Raw genomic sequence first — 16479 nt, forward strand, 5'->3', positions numbered from 1 at the left:
CCAGCCCGAACACGCCTACGAACCCTCGAAGACCTCCACAGCTACACCGACCGAAAAGGCGTCACCCGCCACACCGAGATCAAACCAGCGTGTTGATTACCAGCAGGCCCTAACTACCCGGCCTTGGCATGTCGCCACCTGGTCAAAGACCGCCTCGACATCACCGGGGCCCGCTGGGGTGTCGACGGCGCCGAAGCCGTCCTCAAACTCCGCGCCCTGCGCACCAACGGCGACTTCGACGCCTACTGGACCTGGCACGAACAGCAGGAACACGCCCGAAACCACCAGGCCCGCTACCGAGCAGGACTCATGCTCGCAGTCTGATCGGAGGCACCCTCACCGGATATGCACCCAGCCGAGATGACCGACCGTTTCACCACCTGGAGGCAGGCCACCACCGGCGCCAGCCTGCCCGCGGCAGCCTGACCGGCGACCCCGCCGCGGCCAGACGTCCCGATCCGGATCACGCCATCACGGGCTCCAGCAAGTTGACAACGCCGAAATGAGGAGTGGTTGGCCCTCCGCAGGGCGCTTGCGTTCCAGGGAGCACCATTACGGGGGCCACGAAGAAGATAATGGGGGGAACTGGTGCCAGAGTGCGCCTGACGGAAAACCGCACCGGCCAATTAATTCTTCGGCGCGGTTCAACTGTGGTTCGGCCACACCGATGGTGTTCTGGGGCGGGCCGGGCCCCGCTGTGCCCGGCCCTCCCCAGAGGGCTGGGCACAGCGGGGCAAGGGTCAGACGCAGACGCTGCCGGCGCAGACGCCAACGTTGACCGGCAGCACAGTGATGCCGTAGCCGGCCAGGGTGTTGATCGTGCTGGTCTCCAGCGCGGAGAGCTGGACCGTGACGGGAAGGTTGACGTTGTTGTCCGAGACGTTGGCCAGCGCGGTCTGCAGGCCGCTGATCTGGGTACCGTTGAGGGCGCTGATACCGCCCACGTTCACCGTCGTGCCGTTGAGGGTGTCGTTGACGGTGATCAGGCCGGAACAGTTCACCCCGACGCTCTGGTTGGAGCAGCTGTACGGGTGGGACGAGGTCGCGGACGCGGACGGGGCGAAGATCCCGCCGATCAGCGCGACGGCTCCAACGGCGGTGGCCACACAAGCAAACTTCGACACAGTCGTACTCCCTTCGTCTTTGCCGGTCCCGCCGGCAAAGGACACCAGTGGACACGGGCGCCAGCCGCAACAACGGCCGGGCCCGGGGACAATCCTCCCAGCACACTGCCCCAATTCCCTTCTCATCACTTCATCTCCTCATGCGGAATGCAGATTGTTGGGCGAGTGGCAAATGATTCGAACTGGATTCTCCCCCAAGGGGAATTCACGAACGTACGTACGTGAATTCCGGTCTGGGATTCCCTGAGGGGCTCGGAAAGTCATCGCCGCACATGAACTCTCCTCACCGGCAAAGTTGCTACCATCTGGGATGCTGTCGCGGTGATCCTCTCGCTGCTGTACCGCGCCACCCGCTCGCTGCTGTCCATGCCCGCGATCCTGCTGCGCCGGGACACGGCCAAGGACGCCGAACTACTGGTACTGCGGCACGAGAACACCGTCCTGCGCCGCCAACTCGCAGGCCCGATCCGGTACGAGCCAGCCGACAGGTTCTGGCTCTCCGCACTGTCTTCGCTGATACCGCGCCGACGCTGGGCCTCCGTTTTCCGGCTCCTCTGTCGCTTCCGTGGGTCGCTGACCTCGGCTGATATGCAGAACACGCCGTACCCGGGCTACGTTTCGACTTGCGAAGGTACGAAACGAAAGAACCTGGATACGGCGTGCAAGCTGCAAGGTTATGGACCCGGCTGCTCGGTGTCGAAAAGACCGTGATCGAGCGGGTCGAGGCCGAGGAGAGCGGCTCGGACGAGGGCGGCCCGCAGGACGTGCTGATCGTGGTGCACGCCCGGCCGGCCCGGGGCCGACGGCTGCGGTGCGGGGTCTGCGACCGGCGGTGCGCCAAGTACGACAACGGCGAGGGCCGGTGGCGCTGGCGGGCGCTTGACCTGGGAACGATACGGGCGGTGATCGAGGCCGACTCGCCCCGCATCTCGTGTCCCGAGCACGGGGTGACCGTGGCGGCGGGTGCCCTGGGCGCGGCACGGCGCCGGACACACCCTGCCGTTCGACGACACGGTGGCGTGGCTGGCGACCTGTTGCTCGAAGACCACCGTCACGCAGCTGATGCGGATCGGCTGGCGCACGGTGGGCAACATCTGCACCCGGGTGTGGGACGACGTGAACGGGCGGGTGGACCTGCTGGCCGGGTTGCGCCGGATCGGCATCGACGAGATCAGCTACAAGAAGCACCACAAATACCTCACCATCGTGGTCGACCACGACTCCGGCCGCCTGGTCTGGGCCGAAGCCGGGCGCGACAAGGCCACCCTGCGCACGTTCTTCGACCTGCTCGGCGAGGAGCGCTCGGCGCAGATCACGCACGTCACAGCGGACGCCGCCGAGTGGATTTCTGGGGTGGTCGCCGAGCGCTGCCCGGGTGCGGTGCGGGTGATGGACCCTTTCCACGTCGTGCAGTGGGCGACCGAGGCCCTGGACCAGGTCCGCCGCGAGGTCTGGAACACCGAGCGCGGCGGCAAGGGCCGTACACCGCGGGCTCCAAGTCCCTCAAGAGGTCCCGCTGGGCACTGTGGAAGAACCCCGAAGACCTCACCGAAGGCCAGCAGGCCCAGCTCGCCTTCATCGCCAAGGCCCATCCCGTCCTGCACCGCGCCTACCTGCTCAAGGAGGGCCTGCGGATGGCACTCAAGCAAGGCGCGGACACTCAACAGGCCATGTGGGACTGGGTACTGTGGGCCCGCCGCTCCCGCCTGGCCCCGTTCGTCGCGCTGCAACGCTCCATCGTCCGACACCGGGACGCCATCGTCGCAGCCTCCGAGCACCACCTGAGCAACGGACTCGTCGAGAGCATGAACACCAAGATCCGCCTGATCACCCGGATCGCCTTCGGCTTCAAACACGCCGACGCCCTCATCGCCCTCGCCATGCTGAACCTCGGCGGCCACCGACCCCACCTACCAGGCCGTCAAGCCGCATGAACCCACCCACGGAAGCGACCGAAGAGCCCCATTTTGTGTTGTGGACGCCGGGGCTGGCCGGGACGATGATCCCGGCGGGGTACCCGTGGTCGGGGGACAGGTCGGCGCCGTTGACGCGCAGGGCGAGCAGTGATTGCGGGTCTTGGACCTGGTTGGCGCGCAGGACGGTGGAGCTGAAAGAGCCGCCGCGCTCGGCGGATTCGACGAACACGTGCGGCAGGTTCTCGTGCAGTCCGACCAGGGCGGCCAGGTCCCGCAGGCGAACGCCGCTCCACCGCTGATCTGTGGTGGACCACCCTTCCACGCAGGCGATAGGCAGTGCCGCTGGGGTCTGGGGCAGCTGTAGGACCTGCGCGGGTCAAGGTGACCTCGTGGCCGGGGCCGCGGACCACGAGTCGCAGTGGGGGCCGATGTCGGCGGCGCGGATGCCCAGGGCTGCCGCGGTCTTGTTGATCTGGAATCCGTTGGGGCCCTGGTCCGGGTCTTGGCCGTGCGGGGCCAGCAGGGCGGTGCGGCGCAGTGGGCCGCCGATGCTCTGACCGGCCGTCACCGCGGACAGGACCAGCGATCCCACGGGGAAACCCCCGACCTTCCTCACCCTCGGCTGCGCGATCATCTGCTGGAGACGTTTGAAAACCCCATTCCATGAGAGTCCCTATGCCTCGAACTGCTCCGCCACCCAGTCGTACCAGTGGTTCACCCCCTCGCCCGTGGTCGCGGACACGGTCAGCACCCGAACGTTGGGGTTGACCGAGCGCGCGTACTTCTCACAGCGGTCGGCCTCGAAGTCGACGTAGGGCAACAGGTCGATCTTATTGATGATGACCAGGTCAGCGGCGGCGAACATGTACGGGTACTTCAGCGGTTTGTCGGTGCCCTCGGTGACGGAGATGATCACGACTTTGCTGCGTTCACCCAAGTCGAACAGAGCGGGGCACACCAGGTTGCCCACGTTCTCGACGAGGATCAGCGACCCGGCTTCCGGAGAAAGGGCCGCGAGCGCGCCGTGCATCATCTGGGCGTCGAGATGACAACCCGCCCCCGTGTTGACCTGAACCACCGCGCACCCGGCCCGCTTGATTCGATCGGCGTCGAGCATCGTTTCCTGGTCCCCTTCGATGACCGCAACCGGGCGACGCCCCGCGAAGTCCCTGATGGTGCGTTCGAGGAGGGTGGTCTTGCCGGCCCCCGGCGAGCTCATCAGGTTCACGGCCACGATTCCCTGGTCGGCCAGCCAGACTCGGTTGCGTTCGGCGACCACCTCGTTCTTGGCCAGCACCTTCTGCTCAAGCGTGATCGTGTCGCCAGTTGCCTCCCGCTGAACACCCTCCGGGTGGGTGTGACTGTCCGTATGCGTATGGCCGTTCAAGAGAGGCATATCGCCTTGCACGTGACCACGGGTCGGCACGTCATGGTCATGCGGCACGGAGATCCTGGTTCCGCCGCCCATTCCGCCGCCGCCCTCGTCGTCACAACCGCAGGTACCGCACATGGATCAGCCCACCTTCATCTTCATCGAAATGATCTGTAGCTCGCGTCCGGATGTGACCTCCACATCGGCGCTGCCGCACGGACACAGCAGAACAAGATCGGTCAGCGCGAATTCGGCGTCGCACGAGCGGCAGTGCGCAGCCCCTGGCGGCTGTTCGATTTCCAGCCGCGCACCCTCGGCCACAGTCCCCTCGGTGATCAGGTCGAAGCAGAACTGCATCGAGTCGGCCACTACGGCGGTAAGCAGGCCGACCCGCACCCTGACCGTATGCACCGGCCGGCCGGCAGCGCGTTTGCAGACCGCGTCAACAACGCTCTGCGTGATCGACAGTTCGTGCATCACTTGCCTCGTTCCGCGTCAGTAGCCGACCGTAGGACCTGGGGTCGGTCCGTACAACACGCGGAGCGGGCAGTTGTCCCAGCCGGGAGGTCCATATCACCCGTCCGGACGCAATGCGCATGCGGGAGAGCCGACCAATACGCAAGCACGAGCCTGCATGGAACATCCGTACGTTCACTGCCCGAGCTCTCGGGAACATGTCGAATCTTTCGGCGTCTCCCGAGTTGACATGGCTCTCCCGAGAGACCTAGATGGAAGTAATGTGAGGCACACCACACGCGTGAGCCAAGGATCGATTCCAGCGACGCAATGGATTCGGTCGTCGGCCCCGAAAGGCGGCAGCGCTATGCCGACAGAGGAATCACTCAAAGCGGAAGACACTCTGATCCATGTGCTGTGGATCAATGCCGGTCTCAGCTGCGACGGCGATTCGGTGGCCCTGACCGCCGCCACCCAGCCCAGCATCGAGGAGATCGCGCTCGGTGCATTGCCGGGTCTTCCAAAGATCGCCGTGCACTGGCCGCTCATCGATTTCGAGTGCGGTCCCAACGGCGGAGCCGACGACTTCCTTGAGTGGTTCTTCAAGGCGGACAGAGGCGAGCTGGAGCCGTTCGTCCTGGTCGTCGAGGGGTCGATCCCCAACGAGCAGCTTCACGACGAGGGCTACTGGTGCGGCTTCGGGAACGATCCGGCCACCGGTCAGCCGATGACCACCAGCGAGTGGCTGGACCGGCTGGCGCCGAAGGCCACCGCCATCGTCGCGGTCGGCACCTGCGCGACCTACGGCGGCATCCACGCCATGGCGGGCAACCCGACCGGAGCCATGGGAGTCCCTGACTATCTCGGCTGGGACTGGAAGTCCAAGGCCGGCATCCCGATCGTGTGCGTCCCCGGCTGCCCCATCCAGCCGGACAACCTTTCGGAAACGCTCACCTATCTCCTGTACATGGCCACCGGCCAGGCTCCCATGATTCCGCTCGACGACGCGCTGCGCCCGACCTGGCTGTTCGGCCAGACCGTGCACGAGGGCTGTGACCGGGCCGGCTACTACGAGCAGGGCGACTTCGCGACCGAATACGGCTCCCCGAAATGCATCGTCAAGCTCGGCTGCTGGGGTCCCACCGTCAAATGCAACGTGCCGAAGCGCGGCTGGATGAACGGCATCGGCGGCTGCCCCAACGTCGGTGGCATCTGCATCGGCTGCACCATGCCGGGATTCCCGGACAAGTTCATGCCCTTCATGGACGAGCCCCCCGGCGGGAAGCTCTCCACGAACGCCGTCGGGCTCTACGGATCGACCATGCGGCGCCTGCGCCACATCACCACGCACACCCTGGACCAGGAGCCGAAATGGCGTAAGCCCGGAAAGAAGCTCATGACCGGCGCCACTCGTACCTGGTAACTCACCGCAACGGACAGCAGAAAGATGAGGCGGCGGCGATGACGGCGACGCAGCGCAAGGGTGCCGGCCCGATGCCGGGCAGGGATGATCTGGTGGAGATGGCCTGGGACCCCATCACCCGTATCGTCGGGAGCCTGGGCATCTACACGAAGATCGACTTCAAGCAGAAGACGGTCGTGGAGTGCCACAGTACGAGTTCCATCTTCCGCGGCTACTCGGTCTTCATGAAGGGAAAGGACCCGCGCGACGCCCATTTCATCACCAGCCGGATCTGCGGGATCTGCGGTGACAACCACGCCACGTGTTCCTGCTACGCGCAGAACATGGCCTACGGGGTGAAGCCGCCGCACCTGGGGGAATGGATCGTCAACCTCGGCGAGGCCGCAGAGTACATGTTCGACCACAACATCTTCCAGGAGAACCTGGTGGGGGTCGACTACTGCGAAAAGATGGTCGCCGAGACCAACCCCGGCGTGCTCGAGCAGGCCAACCGGACCGAATCACCGCACGCGGCCGCCCACGGCTACAAGACCATCGGCGACATCATGCGCTCGCTGAATCCCTTCACCGGTGAGTTCTACCGCGAGGCACTCCAGGTGAGCCGCTCCACCCGGGAGATGTTCTGCCTGATGGAGGGCCGGCACGTGCACCCCTCCACGCTGTACCCGGGCGGGGTGGGCACGGTGGCGACCATCCAGTTGATGACCGACTACATCACCCGCCTCCAGCGGTACGTCGAGTTCATGAAGAAGGTTGTGCCGATGCACGACGATCTCTTCGACTTCTTCTACGAGGCGCTGCCCGGCTACGAGCAGGTGGGGAACCGGCGCATCCTGCTGGGCTGTTGGGGCTCCTTCCAGGACCCTGAGCACTGCAACTTCGAGTACAAGGACATGACCAACTGGGGTCGGAAGATGTACGTGACCCCCGGCGTGGTCATCGACGGGAAACTCGTCACCACCGACCTGGTGAAGATCAACCTTGGCATCCGCATCCTGCTCGGTTCGTCGTACTACGACGACTGGGAGGAGCAGGAGATGTTCGTGACGCACGATCCGCTCGGCAATCCGGTGGACCGGCGGCATCCGTGGAACCAGCACACCAACCCGCAGCCGCAGAAGCGGAACCTGGACGACAAGTACAGCTGGGTCATGTCGCCGCGATGGTTCGACGGCAAGGACTATCTCGCCCTCGATACCGGCGGCGGGCCGCTGGCCCGGCTGTGGACCACCGCGCTGGCCGGACTGGTCGACATCGGCTACGTCCAGGCCACCGGCAGCAGCGTGAAGATCAACCTCCCCAAGACCGCGCTCAAGGGTCCGGTGGAGCTGGAATGGCGCATCCCGCAGTGGAGCAACACCATTGAGCGCAACCGTGCGCGCACCTATTTCCAGGCCTACGCGGCAGCGTGCGCGCTGCACTTCGCCGAGAAGGCGCTCGTGGAGATCCGGGCCGGTCGGACGAAGACCTGGGAGAAGTTCGAGGTCCCGGAGGAGGGCATCGGCTGCGGTTTCACCGAGGCCGTACGCGGCGTCCTCTCGCATCACCTGGTGATCCGGGACGGCAAGATCGCCAACTACCACCCCTACCCGCCGACCCCGTGGAACGCGAGCCCGCGCGATAGCTACGGCACGCCGGGACCCTACGAGGACGCGGTGCAGGGCCAGCCGATCTTCGAGGAGAACGACCGCGAGCACTTCAAGGGCATCGACATCATGCGTACGGTGCGCAGCTTTGACCCCTGCCTGCCCTGCGGGGTGCACATGTACCTCGGTGAGGGCAAGAAGCTGGAACTGCTGCACTCCCCCACCCAGTCCGCGGGTAGTGAGTGACGTGGTGGATCAGGACGTGTCCGAGGCCGGATTGGAGCCTTCCGAAGCCACGCCGTCCGACTGGCGGTCGACCGGTGAGCGCATCGACACCCTGATCGCCGCGAGTGCGTCGGGTGGGGCCATCGCTCGCGAACGGAGCGAGGAACTGGTCCGGTTGGTCACCGACTTCTACGGCGCCGGGCTTGAACGGCTGCTCGACCTCCTGTTCGAGCAGTGCCATCTGGGCGACGAGGTGCTGGCCGCCATCGCTGCGGACGAGCTGGTGGCCAGCCTGCTGCTGGTGCACGGGCTGCATCCCTACAGTGTGGAGACCCGGGTCGAGCAGGCGCTGGAGAGCGTCCGGCCGTATCTGGGCTCGCACGGCGGCGATGTGGAACTGCTCGGCGTCAGCGCGGACGGTGTCGTCGGGTTGCGGCTACTGGGGAGCTGCGACGGCTGCCCGTCCTCCTCAGCCACGCTCAGCCTCGCGGTGCGGGGCGCGGTCGAGGCGGCGGCACCGGAGATCACCTCGATCGAGGTCGAGACCGCCGCCGAGGAGGCGACCGGGCCGCTGGTCCCGGTGGAATCGCTGTTCTCCAGGCTTCGCGAGTCGGTCGTCCCTCCAGACCAGGGCGGTGCGTCGTGGGAGCCCGTCCCCGCGCTGACCGGACTGGAGTCCGGTGGCGTCACCCGGTTCGTCGTGGGTGACGTGCCAGTGCTCGCCTGCCGCATCGGATCCGACCTGTTCGCGTTCCGGGACCGCTGTGCCCGCTGCGACCGCCCGATGGAGGGGGCCGTGCTGGCCCGGCGGATGGGCGGCGCCTCCGGGGAGGCGGTGCTGCGGTGCCCCGCCTGCCATGCGCACTACGACGTACGGCGGGCCGGTGCCTGCCTCGACGCGGACGGCCTGCACCTGGACCCGTTGCCGCTGCTCGCGGACGGAGGGACCGTGATGGTCGCCGTGCCCACTCCGGTGGCGACATGATCGCCGGCGGCCGTGCTGCATCCCCCGTGGCCTCGCTGCTGCGGGTCACCCGCAACCGCCCCAAGCCGGTCGCCGGGGAACGCTGCGAGATGTGCGCGGAGCCGATCGGGGAGAGCCACGCGCATGTGGTGAACCTGGACAGCCGCGCACTGATGTGCAGCTGTCGGGCCTGCTATCTGCTGTTCACCGACCAGGGGGCGAACCTGCACTACCGTGCGGTCCCCGAGCGGTACCTCCACTTCGCCGGCCTCACCCTGGACGATCGAACATGGGACGAGCTGCAGATCCCCGTCGGTCTGGCGTTCCTGTTCCGCAACTCCGTGCAGGGCCGCACCATCGCGTTCTATCCCGGGCCGGCCGGCGCCACCGAGTCCGAGCTCCCGTTAGACGCCTGGGACACCATCGTCAGCGCCAACCCCGAGCTGGGCGTGCTGCGGGCCGATGTCGAGGCCCTGCTGGTGCGCCGCTCGGACGGCGCAGGCGGATCGTGCCACCTGGTGCCCATCGACGCGTGCTACGAGTTGGTTGGCCGGCTGCGGACGCTGTGGCGCGGCTTCGACGGCGGCCGCGAGGCCCACGACGCGATGGACGCCTTCTTCGGGCAGGTGGCGGACCGCAGTCGGCCCGCCACCCGGGACGAGGCAATGTGAGCGCCGGACTGGAGTTCTCCGTGCTCGACGTGTTCGCCGAGCCGTACGCAGCCATACCCCAGCTGACCGCACGGTTGCGGATCGACGAGACCACCGGCGGACGGATCCACGCGATCGCCCTGCGCTGCCAGGTCCGTATCGAGCCACAGCGCCGGCACTACGACGGCGCCGAGCGGGACGGGCTGCGCGGCCTGTTCGGGGAGCGGGACCGCTGGACCGACACTCTGAAGCCATTCCTGTGGATGCAGTGCAACGCGACGGTGCAGGGCTTCACCGGCAGCACCGAGGTCGATCTCGCCCTGCCGTGCACCTATGACTTCGACGTGATCGGCTCCCGGTACCTACATGCCCTCGGCGAGGGCGCGGTGCCGCTCAACCTGCTCTTCTCGGGCACCGTGTTCACCAGGGGCACGATTGGCTTCGGCGTCCAACAGGTGCCCTGGGACTGCGAGGCCCGACACCGGATGCCGGTGGCGGTGTGGCGGCAGATGATCACTTCCCACTTCCCGAACTCCGGCTGGATCAGGCTGGACCACGATGTCCTCGCACGACTCGCCGACTTCCGTTCCTTGCGCGGGCTGATCAGCTGGGACGAGACGGTGCAGACGCTGCTGGCGGAAATCGGCGAGGTGGTGGTCCCATGAGTCTCGACCAGCTCCGTACGATCGCTGACGCGGTGCTCTACGAGGGGTACCTGCTCTACCCGTACCGTGCGAGTTCGCACAAGAACCAGTCGCGCTGGCAGTTCGGCGTCCTCGGGCCTCCGCACGCGGTCGCGGCGAGCTTCGCCGAGGAGCCGGGCATGGAGATGCAGTGCCTGCTGGCCCCGGTCGAGTCGCCCGGTTCGGTCGAGATCCGGCTCCGCTTTCTCCAGCTGCAAGTCCGCGAGGTGCAGCTGCGGACCAAGGACGGTCAGCACGAACGGGTCGAGAAGCTCATCGTGGACGGCGCAGCGGTGCTGAGCTGGGACGAGGCCGTCGAACGGGAGGTCGTGCTGCCCGCACAGGCTTTGACCGGGGCCGCCGAAGCGGTACACCGGGTGGCCGGCGGTGCGGAGGTCGAGCCGCTGACCGATGCCCGCGGCCTTTCGCTGGGCCGCATCGTGCGGCGCCGCGAGCCACTGGTGTTCCGGATCGGCACCCGCACCACCGCCGACAACGGCTACCTCCGGCTTTCGGTGTCCGTTCAGAACGAGCACGAGGAGAGGGCCGACGACAAGGACGCCGCGATCCGTGCCTCGCTGATCGGCGCGCACCTGCTGATCCAAGCCCAGGGCGCTCGGTTCGTCTCCCTGCTCGAACCCCCCGAGGAGGCGACCGACGCGGCCCGTCGATGCCGGCAGCGACGCTGCTGGCCGGTGCTGGCCGGCCCGAAGGGGTCGACCGACACCCTGCTCGGCGCGCCGATCATCCTGTACGACTACCCGGAGGTGGCCGAGCAGAGCCCCGGCGCCCTGTTCGACTCCACCGAGATCGACGAGATCCTGACCCTGCGGGTCATGACGATGACCGAGGAGGAGAAGGCGGAGGCGCGGGCGACCGACCCGCGGGCGCGGGAGATCATCGACCGCTGCGACGCCATGACCGCCGCGGACCTGCAGCAACTGCACGGCCTGCTGCGCGAGCCGCACGCGCAGGCACCGCTCGGCGGCGGCGACGTGCGGGCCGACCTCCGTGACGCCGATCCGGTCGGCTTCGACACCGGCGACGTGCCCTGGTGGGACCCGGCAGCCGACGCCTCGGTGAGCCCCGGCACGGACCACGTGGTGATCGACGGTGTCAGCGTGGCCAAGGGCAGCCTGGTGCGCGTGCACCCGTCCCGCCGGGCCGACGCGCAGGACCTGTTCTTCGCCGACCAGGTGGCCCGGGTGACCGCAGTGCTCTCCGATGTCGACGGCGGAGTGCACGTCGCCCTGGTCCTCGTCGACGATCCGGCGGCGGACCTGCACGACTGGTACGGCCGCTACTTCTACTTCGCACCCGACGAGCTGGAACCGCTACCCGCCGGAATGACCCCGAACAACCGAGAGGAGAGCCGATCGTGAAGGCTCTGGGCATGATCACCACAGCTGTGGCCGCCGCAGCGACGCTGTTCGCCGTCGCTGTCGGAGTGCGGTCGATCCCGGACATCCGCCGGTACCTGAAGATGCGCTCGATGTGACCGTTCTCGTGGCGGGTATCGGCAACCTCTTCCTCGGCGACGACGGTTTCGGTCCGGAGGTGGTGCGGCGGCTGGTTGAGGCCGGCGGGCTGCCGCCACAGGCCCGAGTGGTCGACTACGGCATCCGCGGTATGCACCTCGCCTATGACCTGCTCGACGGGTACGACGCGCTGGTGCTGGTCGACGCCTGCCCCGGCGATGGCCCGCCCGGTGCGGTGACCGTGCTCGAAGTCGGCGCGGAGGACCTGGGAAGCGGCGAGTTCGACGCGCACGGGATGAACCCGGTGGCAGTGCTGGCCAGTCTCGGCAGCATGGGCGGAACGCTTCCCGCCACCTATGTCGTGGGCTGTGTCCCGGCCGGGGTCGAGGAGGGCATCGGCCTCAGCGAGGCGGTCTCCGCTGCTGTTCCTGAGGCGATCGGCGCGGTGCGCGCCCTGCTCCGACAGCTGGTGGCGGTCGAGCCCGCCCGGACCAGGAGGTCCTGATCATGTGCCTCGGCATTCCTGGTCGCGTCGTGGAGATCGTGGAGGGGTACGCAGGTCAGCTCGCACTTGTCGATGTGGAGGGGGCGCAGCGCCTCGTGAACATCGGCATGCTCGACGATCCCCCCAGTGGCGGTGACTGGGTGCTCCTGCACATGGGTTTCGCGGTAGAGGTCATCGACGAGGCCAAGGCACGGGAGGCGCTCGCGGGACTGGAGCTGATGGGTCGTGGTCGCGCGCGCACCCTCCGAAGACGCTTCGAGGTGCACGGTGTCGTGCAGGGGGTGGGGTTCCGGCCCTTCGTCTATGTCACCGCCTCCGAACTCGCCCTCACCGGCTCGGTGGCGAACACCAGCGCGGGCGTGGTCGTCAACGTCGAGGGCGACGCCGAGGCGGTGGAGGAGTTCGGCCGCCGACTGCGCGCGGACGCGCCCCCGCTCGCGGTCGTGGAGGACGTGCACGAGTCCGATCAACCCACGTGCGGCGGAACCGGGTTCACCATCGAGGACTCCAGCGAGGGGGGTCGGGCCCGCACCCTGGTCTCGCCCGACGTCGCCGTCTGCCAGGACTGCCTGGCAGAGCTGCACGACCCGGCGAACCGGCGGTACCGCCACCCCTTCATCACCTGTACCAACTGCGGCCCCCGGTTCACGATCGTCACCGGCACGCCCTACGACCGGGCCGCCACCACGATGGCCGGGTTCGCCATGTGCGACGCCTGCCGGACGGAGTACGAGGACCCACGCGACCGCCGCTTCCACGCCCAGCCGATCGCCTGCCACGCGTGCGGACCGCAGCTCGAACTGATCCGCAAGGACGGCCAGGCTCCGCTGAGCGGCGAGGACGCCTTGCGGGCAGCACGCGCGCTGCTCGCCGAGGGCCGGATCGTCGCGGTCAAGGGACTCGGTGGCTACCACCTGGCGTGCGACGCCCGCAACGAGGAAGCCGTGGCCGAGCTGCGCCGCCGCAAGCAGCGGGGCAACAAGCCGTTCGCGGTGATGGCCGCCGACCTCGACGCCGCCGGCGCGCTGGTACGGGTGACCGGCGACGAGGAGGAGCTGCTCACCGGCAGCAGGAAGCCGATCGTGCTGCTCCCCCGCCGCGCGGCGCGGCCGGGCTCCGTCGCCGGGGTAGCCGCCACGGTGGCTGACGCGGTGGCCCCGGGAAATCCGGATCTCGGGGTGATGCTTCCCTACACACCGCTGCACGTCCTGCTCCTGGGCGTCGCGGGCGGCGACGAACGGCCGGGACCTGACGTACTGGTGATGACCTCGGGCAATCTGTCCGGTGAGCCGATCGTCACCGACGACGAGCAGGCCCTGATCGAACTGGCCCCCCTGGTCGATGCCTGGCTGCGGCACGACCGGACCATCCAGGTGCCGTGCGACGACTCGGTCAGCCGGTTCGTCGCAGGTGCGGAGCTTCCGATCCGCCGGTCCAGGGGCTATGCGCCGCTGCCCCTGGCGCTGCCGTTCGACGTACCGCCGATGCTCGCGGTCGGCGCGGACCTGAAGAACACCTGCGCGCTGGCGGAAGGCCGGTACGCCTGGATCAGCCAGCACATCGGTGACATGGACGACCTGTCCACGGTGGAGGCGCTGACCCGGACCGAGGGCCATCTTGAGGTGTTGACCGGGGTCACCCCCGGACAGCTGGTGGCCGATCGGCATCCGGGCTATCGGTCCGGCGACTGGGCGCGCGATCACGCGAACGGCCGGGCCGTGCGGGCCGTGCAGCACCACCACGCCCACATCGCGTCGGTGATGGGAGAACACGGCCTCGGAATCGGCGAGAACGTGATCGGAGTCGCGTTCGACGGCACCGGATGCGGGACCGACGGGGCGGCGTGGGGCGGCGAGGTCCTGATCGCCGACTACAAGTCCTTTCGCCGAGCCGCGCAGCTGGCGTACGTGCCGCTGGCAGGTGGCGACGCCAGTGTGCTGCGGCCGTACCGGATGGCGCTCGCGCACCTGCACGCGGCCGGAGTCCCCTGGGACGACGACCTGCCGCCGGTCCGTGCCTGCCCGCCCAGGGAACGAGATGTCCTGCTCCATCAGTTCGACACCGGTTTCGGCTGTGTGCCCACGTCGAGCATGGGCCGGCTCTTCGACGCGGTCGCGTCGCTGGCCGGTGTCCGGCACGAGGTGGACTACGAGGCCGAAGCAGCCATCGAGCTGGAAGGCCTGGCACGGACGGCCGGAGCGGGCACCGACGATCCGGACGATCCGGGGGAACGCTATGCGTTCGCCCTCATGCCCGCGTCGACCGGAGACCCTGTCATCGCCGATCCCGGACCGGTGATCCGCGCGGCGGTCGCCGATGCCCGGGCGGGCGTCTCCCGCGAGCGGATCGCCGCACGCTTCCACGCGTCCGTCGCCGCCCTGATCGCCGACCTCGCGGTGATATGCCGGGAGCAGACCGGGCTCGACCTGGTGGCGCTCGGCGGTGGGGTGTTCCAGAACGCCCTGCTGCTCGAGGCAGCACAGCGCACGCTCACCGAACGGGGCTTCACCGTTCTGCGCCCACGACTGCTTCCGCCCAACGACGGCGGCCTCGCCCTCGGTCAACTCCTCATCGCCGCCTCGGGCTGACCTGGGGCGGCGGAGACAGGGAGCAGCGAGCCCCAACGACGCGACGGGCTCAGGAGAACGTCAGAGAAACTCACGAAAGAATCCCACGGAAGAAAGGTCGGGACCATGTGTCTGGCAGTGCCAGGGCGTGTCCTCAGTACCGCGGAAGTAGACGGCACGTTGATGGCCGAAGTCGACTTCGGCGGCGTACGCAAGGAGGTGTGCCTCCAGTACATCCCTGACGTCGGGATCGGTGAATACGTCGTCGTACACGTCGGGTTCGCCATCCAGCGCCTCGATGAACGGTCGGCCCAGGAGACGCTGGCCAATTTCGCGAAGCTCGGCATCCTTGAGCAGGAGTTCGGTGATGGGTTCGCACTCGCCGCCAACCAGCGGGAGTCCCACGAAGGGGTGTCGGAATGAAGTACCTTGACGAGTTCAGCGACCCTGATCTGGCGAAGAAGCTGATCGACCAGATCCATGCCGCCACCACCCAGCCGTGGGCCATGATGGAGGTCTGCGGCGGCCAGACCCATTCGATCATCCGGCACGGCATCGACCAACTGCTGCCCGACTGCGTCGAGATGATTCACGGCCCCGGTTGTCCCGTCTGTGTCACGCCGCTGGAGATCATCGACCGGGCGCTCGCGATCGCCGCCCGCCCCGAGGTCATCTTCTGCTCCTTCGGTGACATGCTGCGGGTGCCCGGGAGCAGCCAGGACCTGTTCTCCGTCAAGAGCGCCGGGGGTGACGTCCGGGTGGTGTACTCACCGCTGGACGCACTGAAGTTGGCACGGCAGAACCCGGACCGGGAGGTCGTCTTCTTCGGGATCGGGTTCGAGACCACAGCCCCGGCCAACGCGATGACCGTCTTCCAGGCCAGGCGCCTCGGCGTGCGGAACTTCTCCATGCTGGTGTCCCATGTCCTGGTGCCGCCGGCGATGGCCGCCATCATGGAGTCCTCCACCTGCCGGGTACAGGCGTTCCTGGCGGCGGGGCATGTGTGCAGTGTGATGGGCACCGTGGAGTACCCGCCGCTGGCGGAGAAGTACCAAGTTCCCATCGTGGTCACCGGTTTCGAGCCGCTGGACATCCTCGAAGGCATCCGACGTACGGTCCTTCAGCTGGAAGCGGGCCGCCACGAACTGGAGAACGCCTACCCCCGCGCGGTACGGGCCGAGGGCAACGTCCCCGCGATGGAGATGCTCCAGGAAGTCTTCGAAGTGACCGACCGCACCTGGCGCGGTATCGGGATGATCCCGGACAGTGGCTGGCAACTGTCGCAAAAGTACCGGGCGTTCGACGCCGAACAGCGGTTCGACGTGGCGGGCATCCGCACCGCCGAGTCCTCGCTGTGTAGGTCGGGCGAGGTGCTTCAAGGCCTGATCAAGCCGCATGAGTGCTCGGCGTTCGGCAAAGAGTGCACCCCCCGCAAGCCGCTGGGCGCGACGATGGTGTCGTCCGAAGGCGCGTGCGCCGCCTACTACACCTACCGCCGACTGGAACTGGTCGATGCAAAGTGACTGACGC

At 67.7% G+C, this 16479-nt stretch carries 14 protein-coding genes and 4 pseudogenes; 14 read left to right on the forward strand and 4 right to left on the reverse strand.

Annotated elements, in window-relative coordinates; all coding sequences use genetic code 11:
• Positions 1-126 precede the first annotated feature (126 nt).
• Positions 127-324 (forward strand): annotated as a pseudogene (locus tag QMK24_RS34600) (ISKra4 family transposase); the annotation flags it as partial.
• Between the two features lie 416 nt (positions 325-740).
• Here QMK24_RS34600 and QMK24_RS34605 read toward each other — a convergent pair.
• Positions 741-1124, reverse strand: a complete 384-nt coding sequence (locus QMK24_RS34605; RefSeq protein ID WP_283470827.1) for a preprotein translocase subunit TatB — start codon at positions 1122-1124, stop codon at positions 741-743.
• A 321-nt stretch (positions 1125-1445) separates the two neighbouring features.
• Here QMK24_RS34605 and QMK24_RS34610 point away from each other — a divergent pair.
• Both QMK24_RS34610 and QMK24_RS34615 read left to right on the forward strand, forming a co-directional pair.
• Positions 1446-1670: pseudogene (locus tag QMK24_RS34610) on the forward strand (integrase core domain-containing protein); the annotation flags it as partial.
• A 113-nt stretch (positions 1671-1783) separates the two neighbouring features.
• Positions 1784-3058, forward strand: a pseudogene (locus tag QMK24_RS34615) (ISL3 family transposase).
• Here the strand turns inward: QMK24_RS34615 and QMK24_RS34620 are convergent.
• From QMK24_RS34620 to hypA, 3 genes and pseudogenes are all read right to left on the reverse strand, one after another.
• Positions 2991-3629: pseudogene (locus QMK24_RS34620) on the reverse strand (molybdopterin-dependent oxidoreductase); the annotation flags it as partial. The pseudogenes QMK24_RS34615 and QMK24_RS34620 overlap by 68 nt on opposite strands.
• Positions 3630-3713: 84 nt before the next feature.
• The gene (hypB, locus tag QMK24_RS34625) at positions 3714-4550 is read right to left on the reverse strand and encodes a hydrogenase nickel incorporation protein HypB (RefSeq protein WP_283470828.1); all 837 of its coding nucleotides are present in this window, start codon (positions 4548-4550) and stop codon (positions 3714-3716) included.
• Between the two features lie 3 nt (positions 4551-4553).
• Positions 4554-4889: a hydrogenase maturation nickel metallochaperone HypA gene (gene hypA, locus QMK24_RS34630; protein WP_283470829.1), complete on the reverse strand. Its 336-nt coding sequence runs from the start codon at positions 4887-4889 to the stop codon at positions 4554-4556.
• A gap of 346 nt (positions 4890-5235) precedes the next feature.
• Here hypA and QMK24_RS34635 point away from each other — a divergent pair, with 346 nt between their 5' ends.
• The 11 genes from QMK24_RS34635 to hypD all read left to right on the forward strand — a co-directional run bounded on the left by QMK24_RS34635 (position 5236) and on the right by hypD (position 16472).
• Positions 5236-6291 (forward strand): NADH-quinone oxidoreductase subunit B family protein, encoded by a 1056-nt coding sequence (locus QMK24_RS34635; protein ID WP_283470830.1) that lies wholly within the window; start codon positions 5236-5238, stop codon positions 6289-6291.
• Positions 6292-6329: 38 nt separating this feature from the next.
• Positions 6330-8123, forward strand: coding sequence for a nickel-dependent hydrogenase large subunit (locus QMK24_RS34640; RefSeq protein ID WP_283470831.1), 1794 nt, complete (start codon positions 6330-6332; stop codon positions 8121-8123).
• 1 nt (position 8124) lies between these two features.
• Complete coding sequence (locus QMK24_RS34645) at positions 8125-9087, forward strand: NifU family protein (protein WP_283470832.1); 963 nt, start codon at positions 8125-8127, stop codon at positions 9085-9087.
• The gene (locus QMK24_RS34650; RefSeq protein ID WP_283470833.1) at positions 9084-9737 is read left to right on the forward strand and encodes a DUF5947 family protein; all 654 of its coding nucleotides are present in this window, start codon (positions 9084-9086) and stop codon (positions 9735-9737) included. The genes QMK24_RS34645 and QMK24_RS34650 overlap by 4 nt, the downstream gene beginning before the upstream one ends.
• Complete coding sequence (locus tag QMK24_RS34655) at positions 9734-10381, forward strand: DUF6084 family protein (protein WP_283470834.1); 648 nt, start codon at positions 9734-9736, stop codon at positions 10379-10381. Before QMK24_RS34650 ends, QMK24_RS34655 begins: the two co-directional genes overlap by 4 nt.
• A complete protein-coding gene (locus QMK24_RS34660) occupies positions 10378-11781 on the forward strand; it encodes a hypothetical protein (RefSeq protein ID WP_283470835.1) in 1404 nt (467 codons plus the stop codon). The genes QMK24_RS34655 and QMK24_RS34660 overlap by 4 nt, the downstream gene beginning before the upstream one ends.
• A complete protein-coding gene (locus QMK24_RS42080) occupies positions 11778-11897 on the forward strand; it encodes a DUF6893 family small protein (RefSeq protein WP_502962693.1) in 120 nt (39 codons plus the stop codon). The genes QMK24_RS34660 and QMK24_RS42080 overlap by 4 nt, the downstream gene beginning before the upstream one ends.
• Complete coding sequence (locus QMK24_RS34665) at positions 11894-12382, forward strand: hydrogenase maturation protease (protein WP_283470836.1); 489 nt, start codon at positions 11894-11896, stop codon at positions 12380-12382. Before QMK24_RS42080 ends, QMK24_RS34665 begins: the two co-directional genes overlap by 4 nt.
• Positions 12383-12384: 2 nt before the next feature.
• A complete protein-coding gene (hypF, locus tag QMK24_RS34670; protein ID WP_283470837.1) occupies positions 12385-14970 on the forward strand; it encodes a carbamoyltransferase HypF in 2586 nt (861 codons plus the stop codon).
• A gap of 105 nt (positions 14971-15075) precedes the next feature.
• On the forward strand, positions 15076-15372 hold the full coding sequence (locus QMK24_RS34675) for a HypC/HybG/HupF family hydrogenase formation chaperone (protein ID WP_283470838.1): 297 nt from the start codon (positions 15076-15078) through the stop codon (positions 15370-15372).
• A complete protein-coding gene (gene hypD, locus QMK24_RS34680) occupies positions 15369-16472 on the forward strand; it encodes a hydrogenase formation protein HypD (protein ID WP_283470839.1) in 1104 nt (367 codons plus the stop codon). Before QMK24_RS34675 ends, hypD begins: the two co-directional genes overlap by 4 nt.
• Positions 16473-16479: the final 7 nt, after the last annotated feature.

This window comes from Streptomyces sp. PH10-H1 (assembly GCF_030063355.1).
In the GTDB taxonomy this organism is placed as follows: Bacteria; Actinomycetota; Actinomycetes; order Streptomycetales; family Streptomycetaceae; genus Actinacidiphila.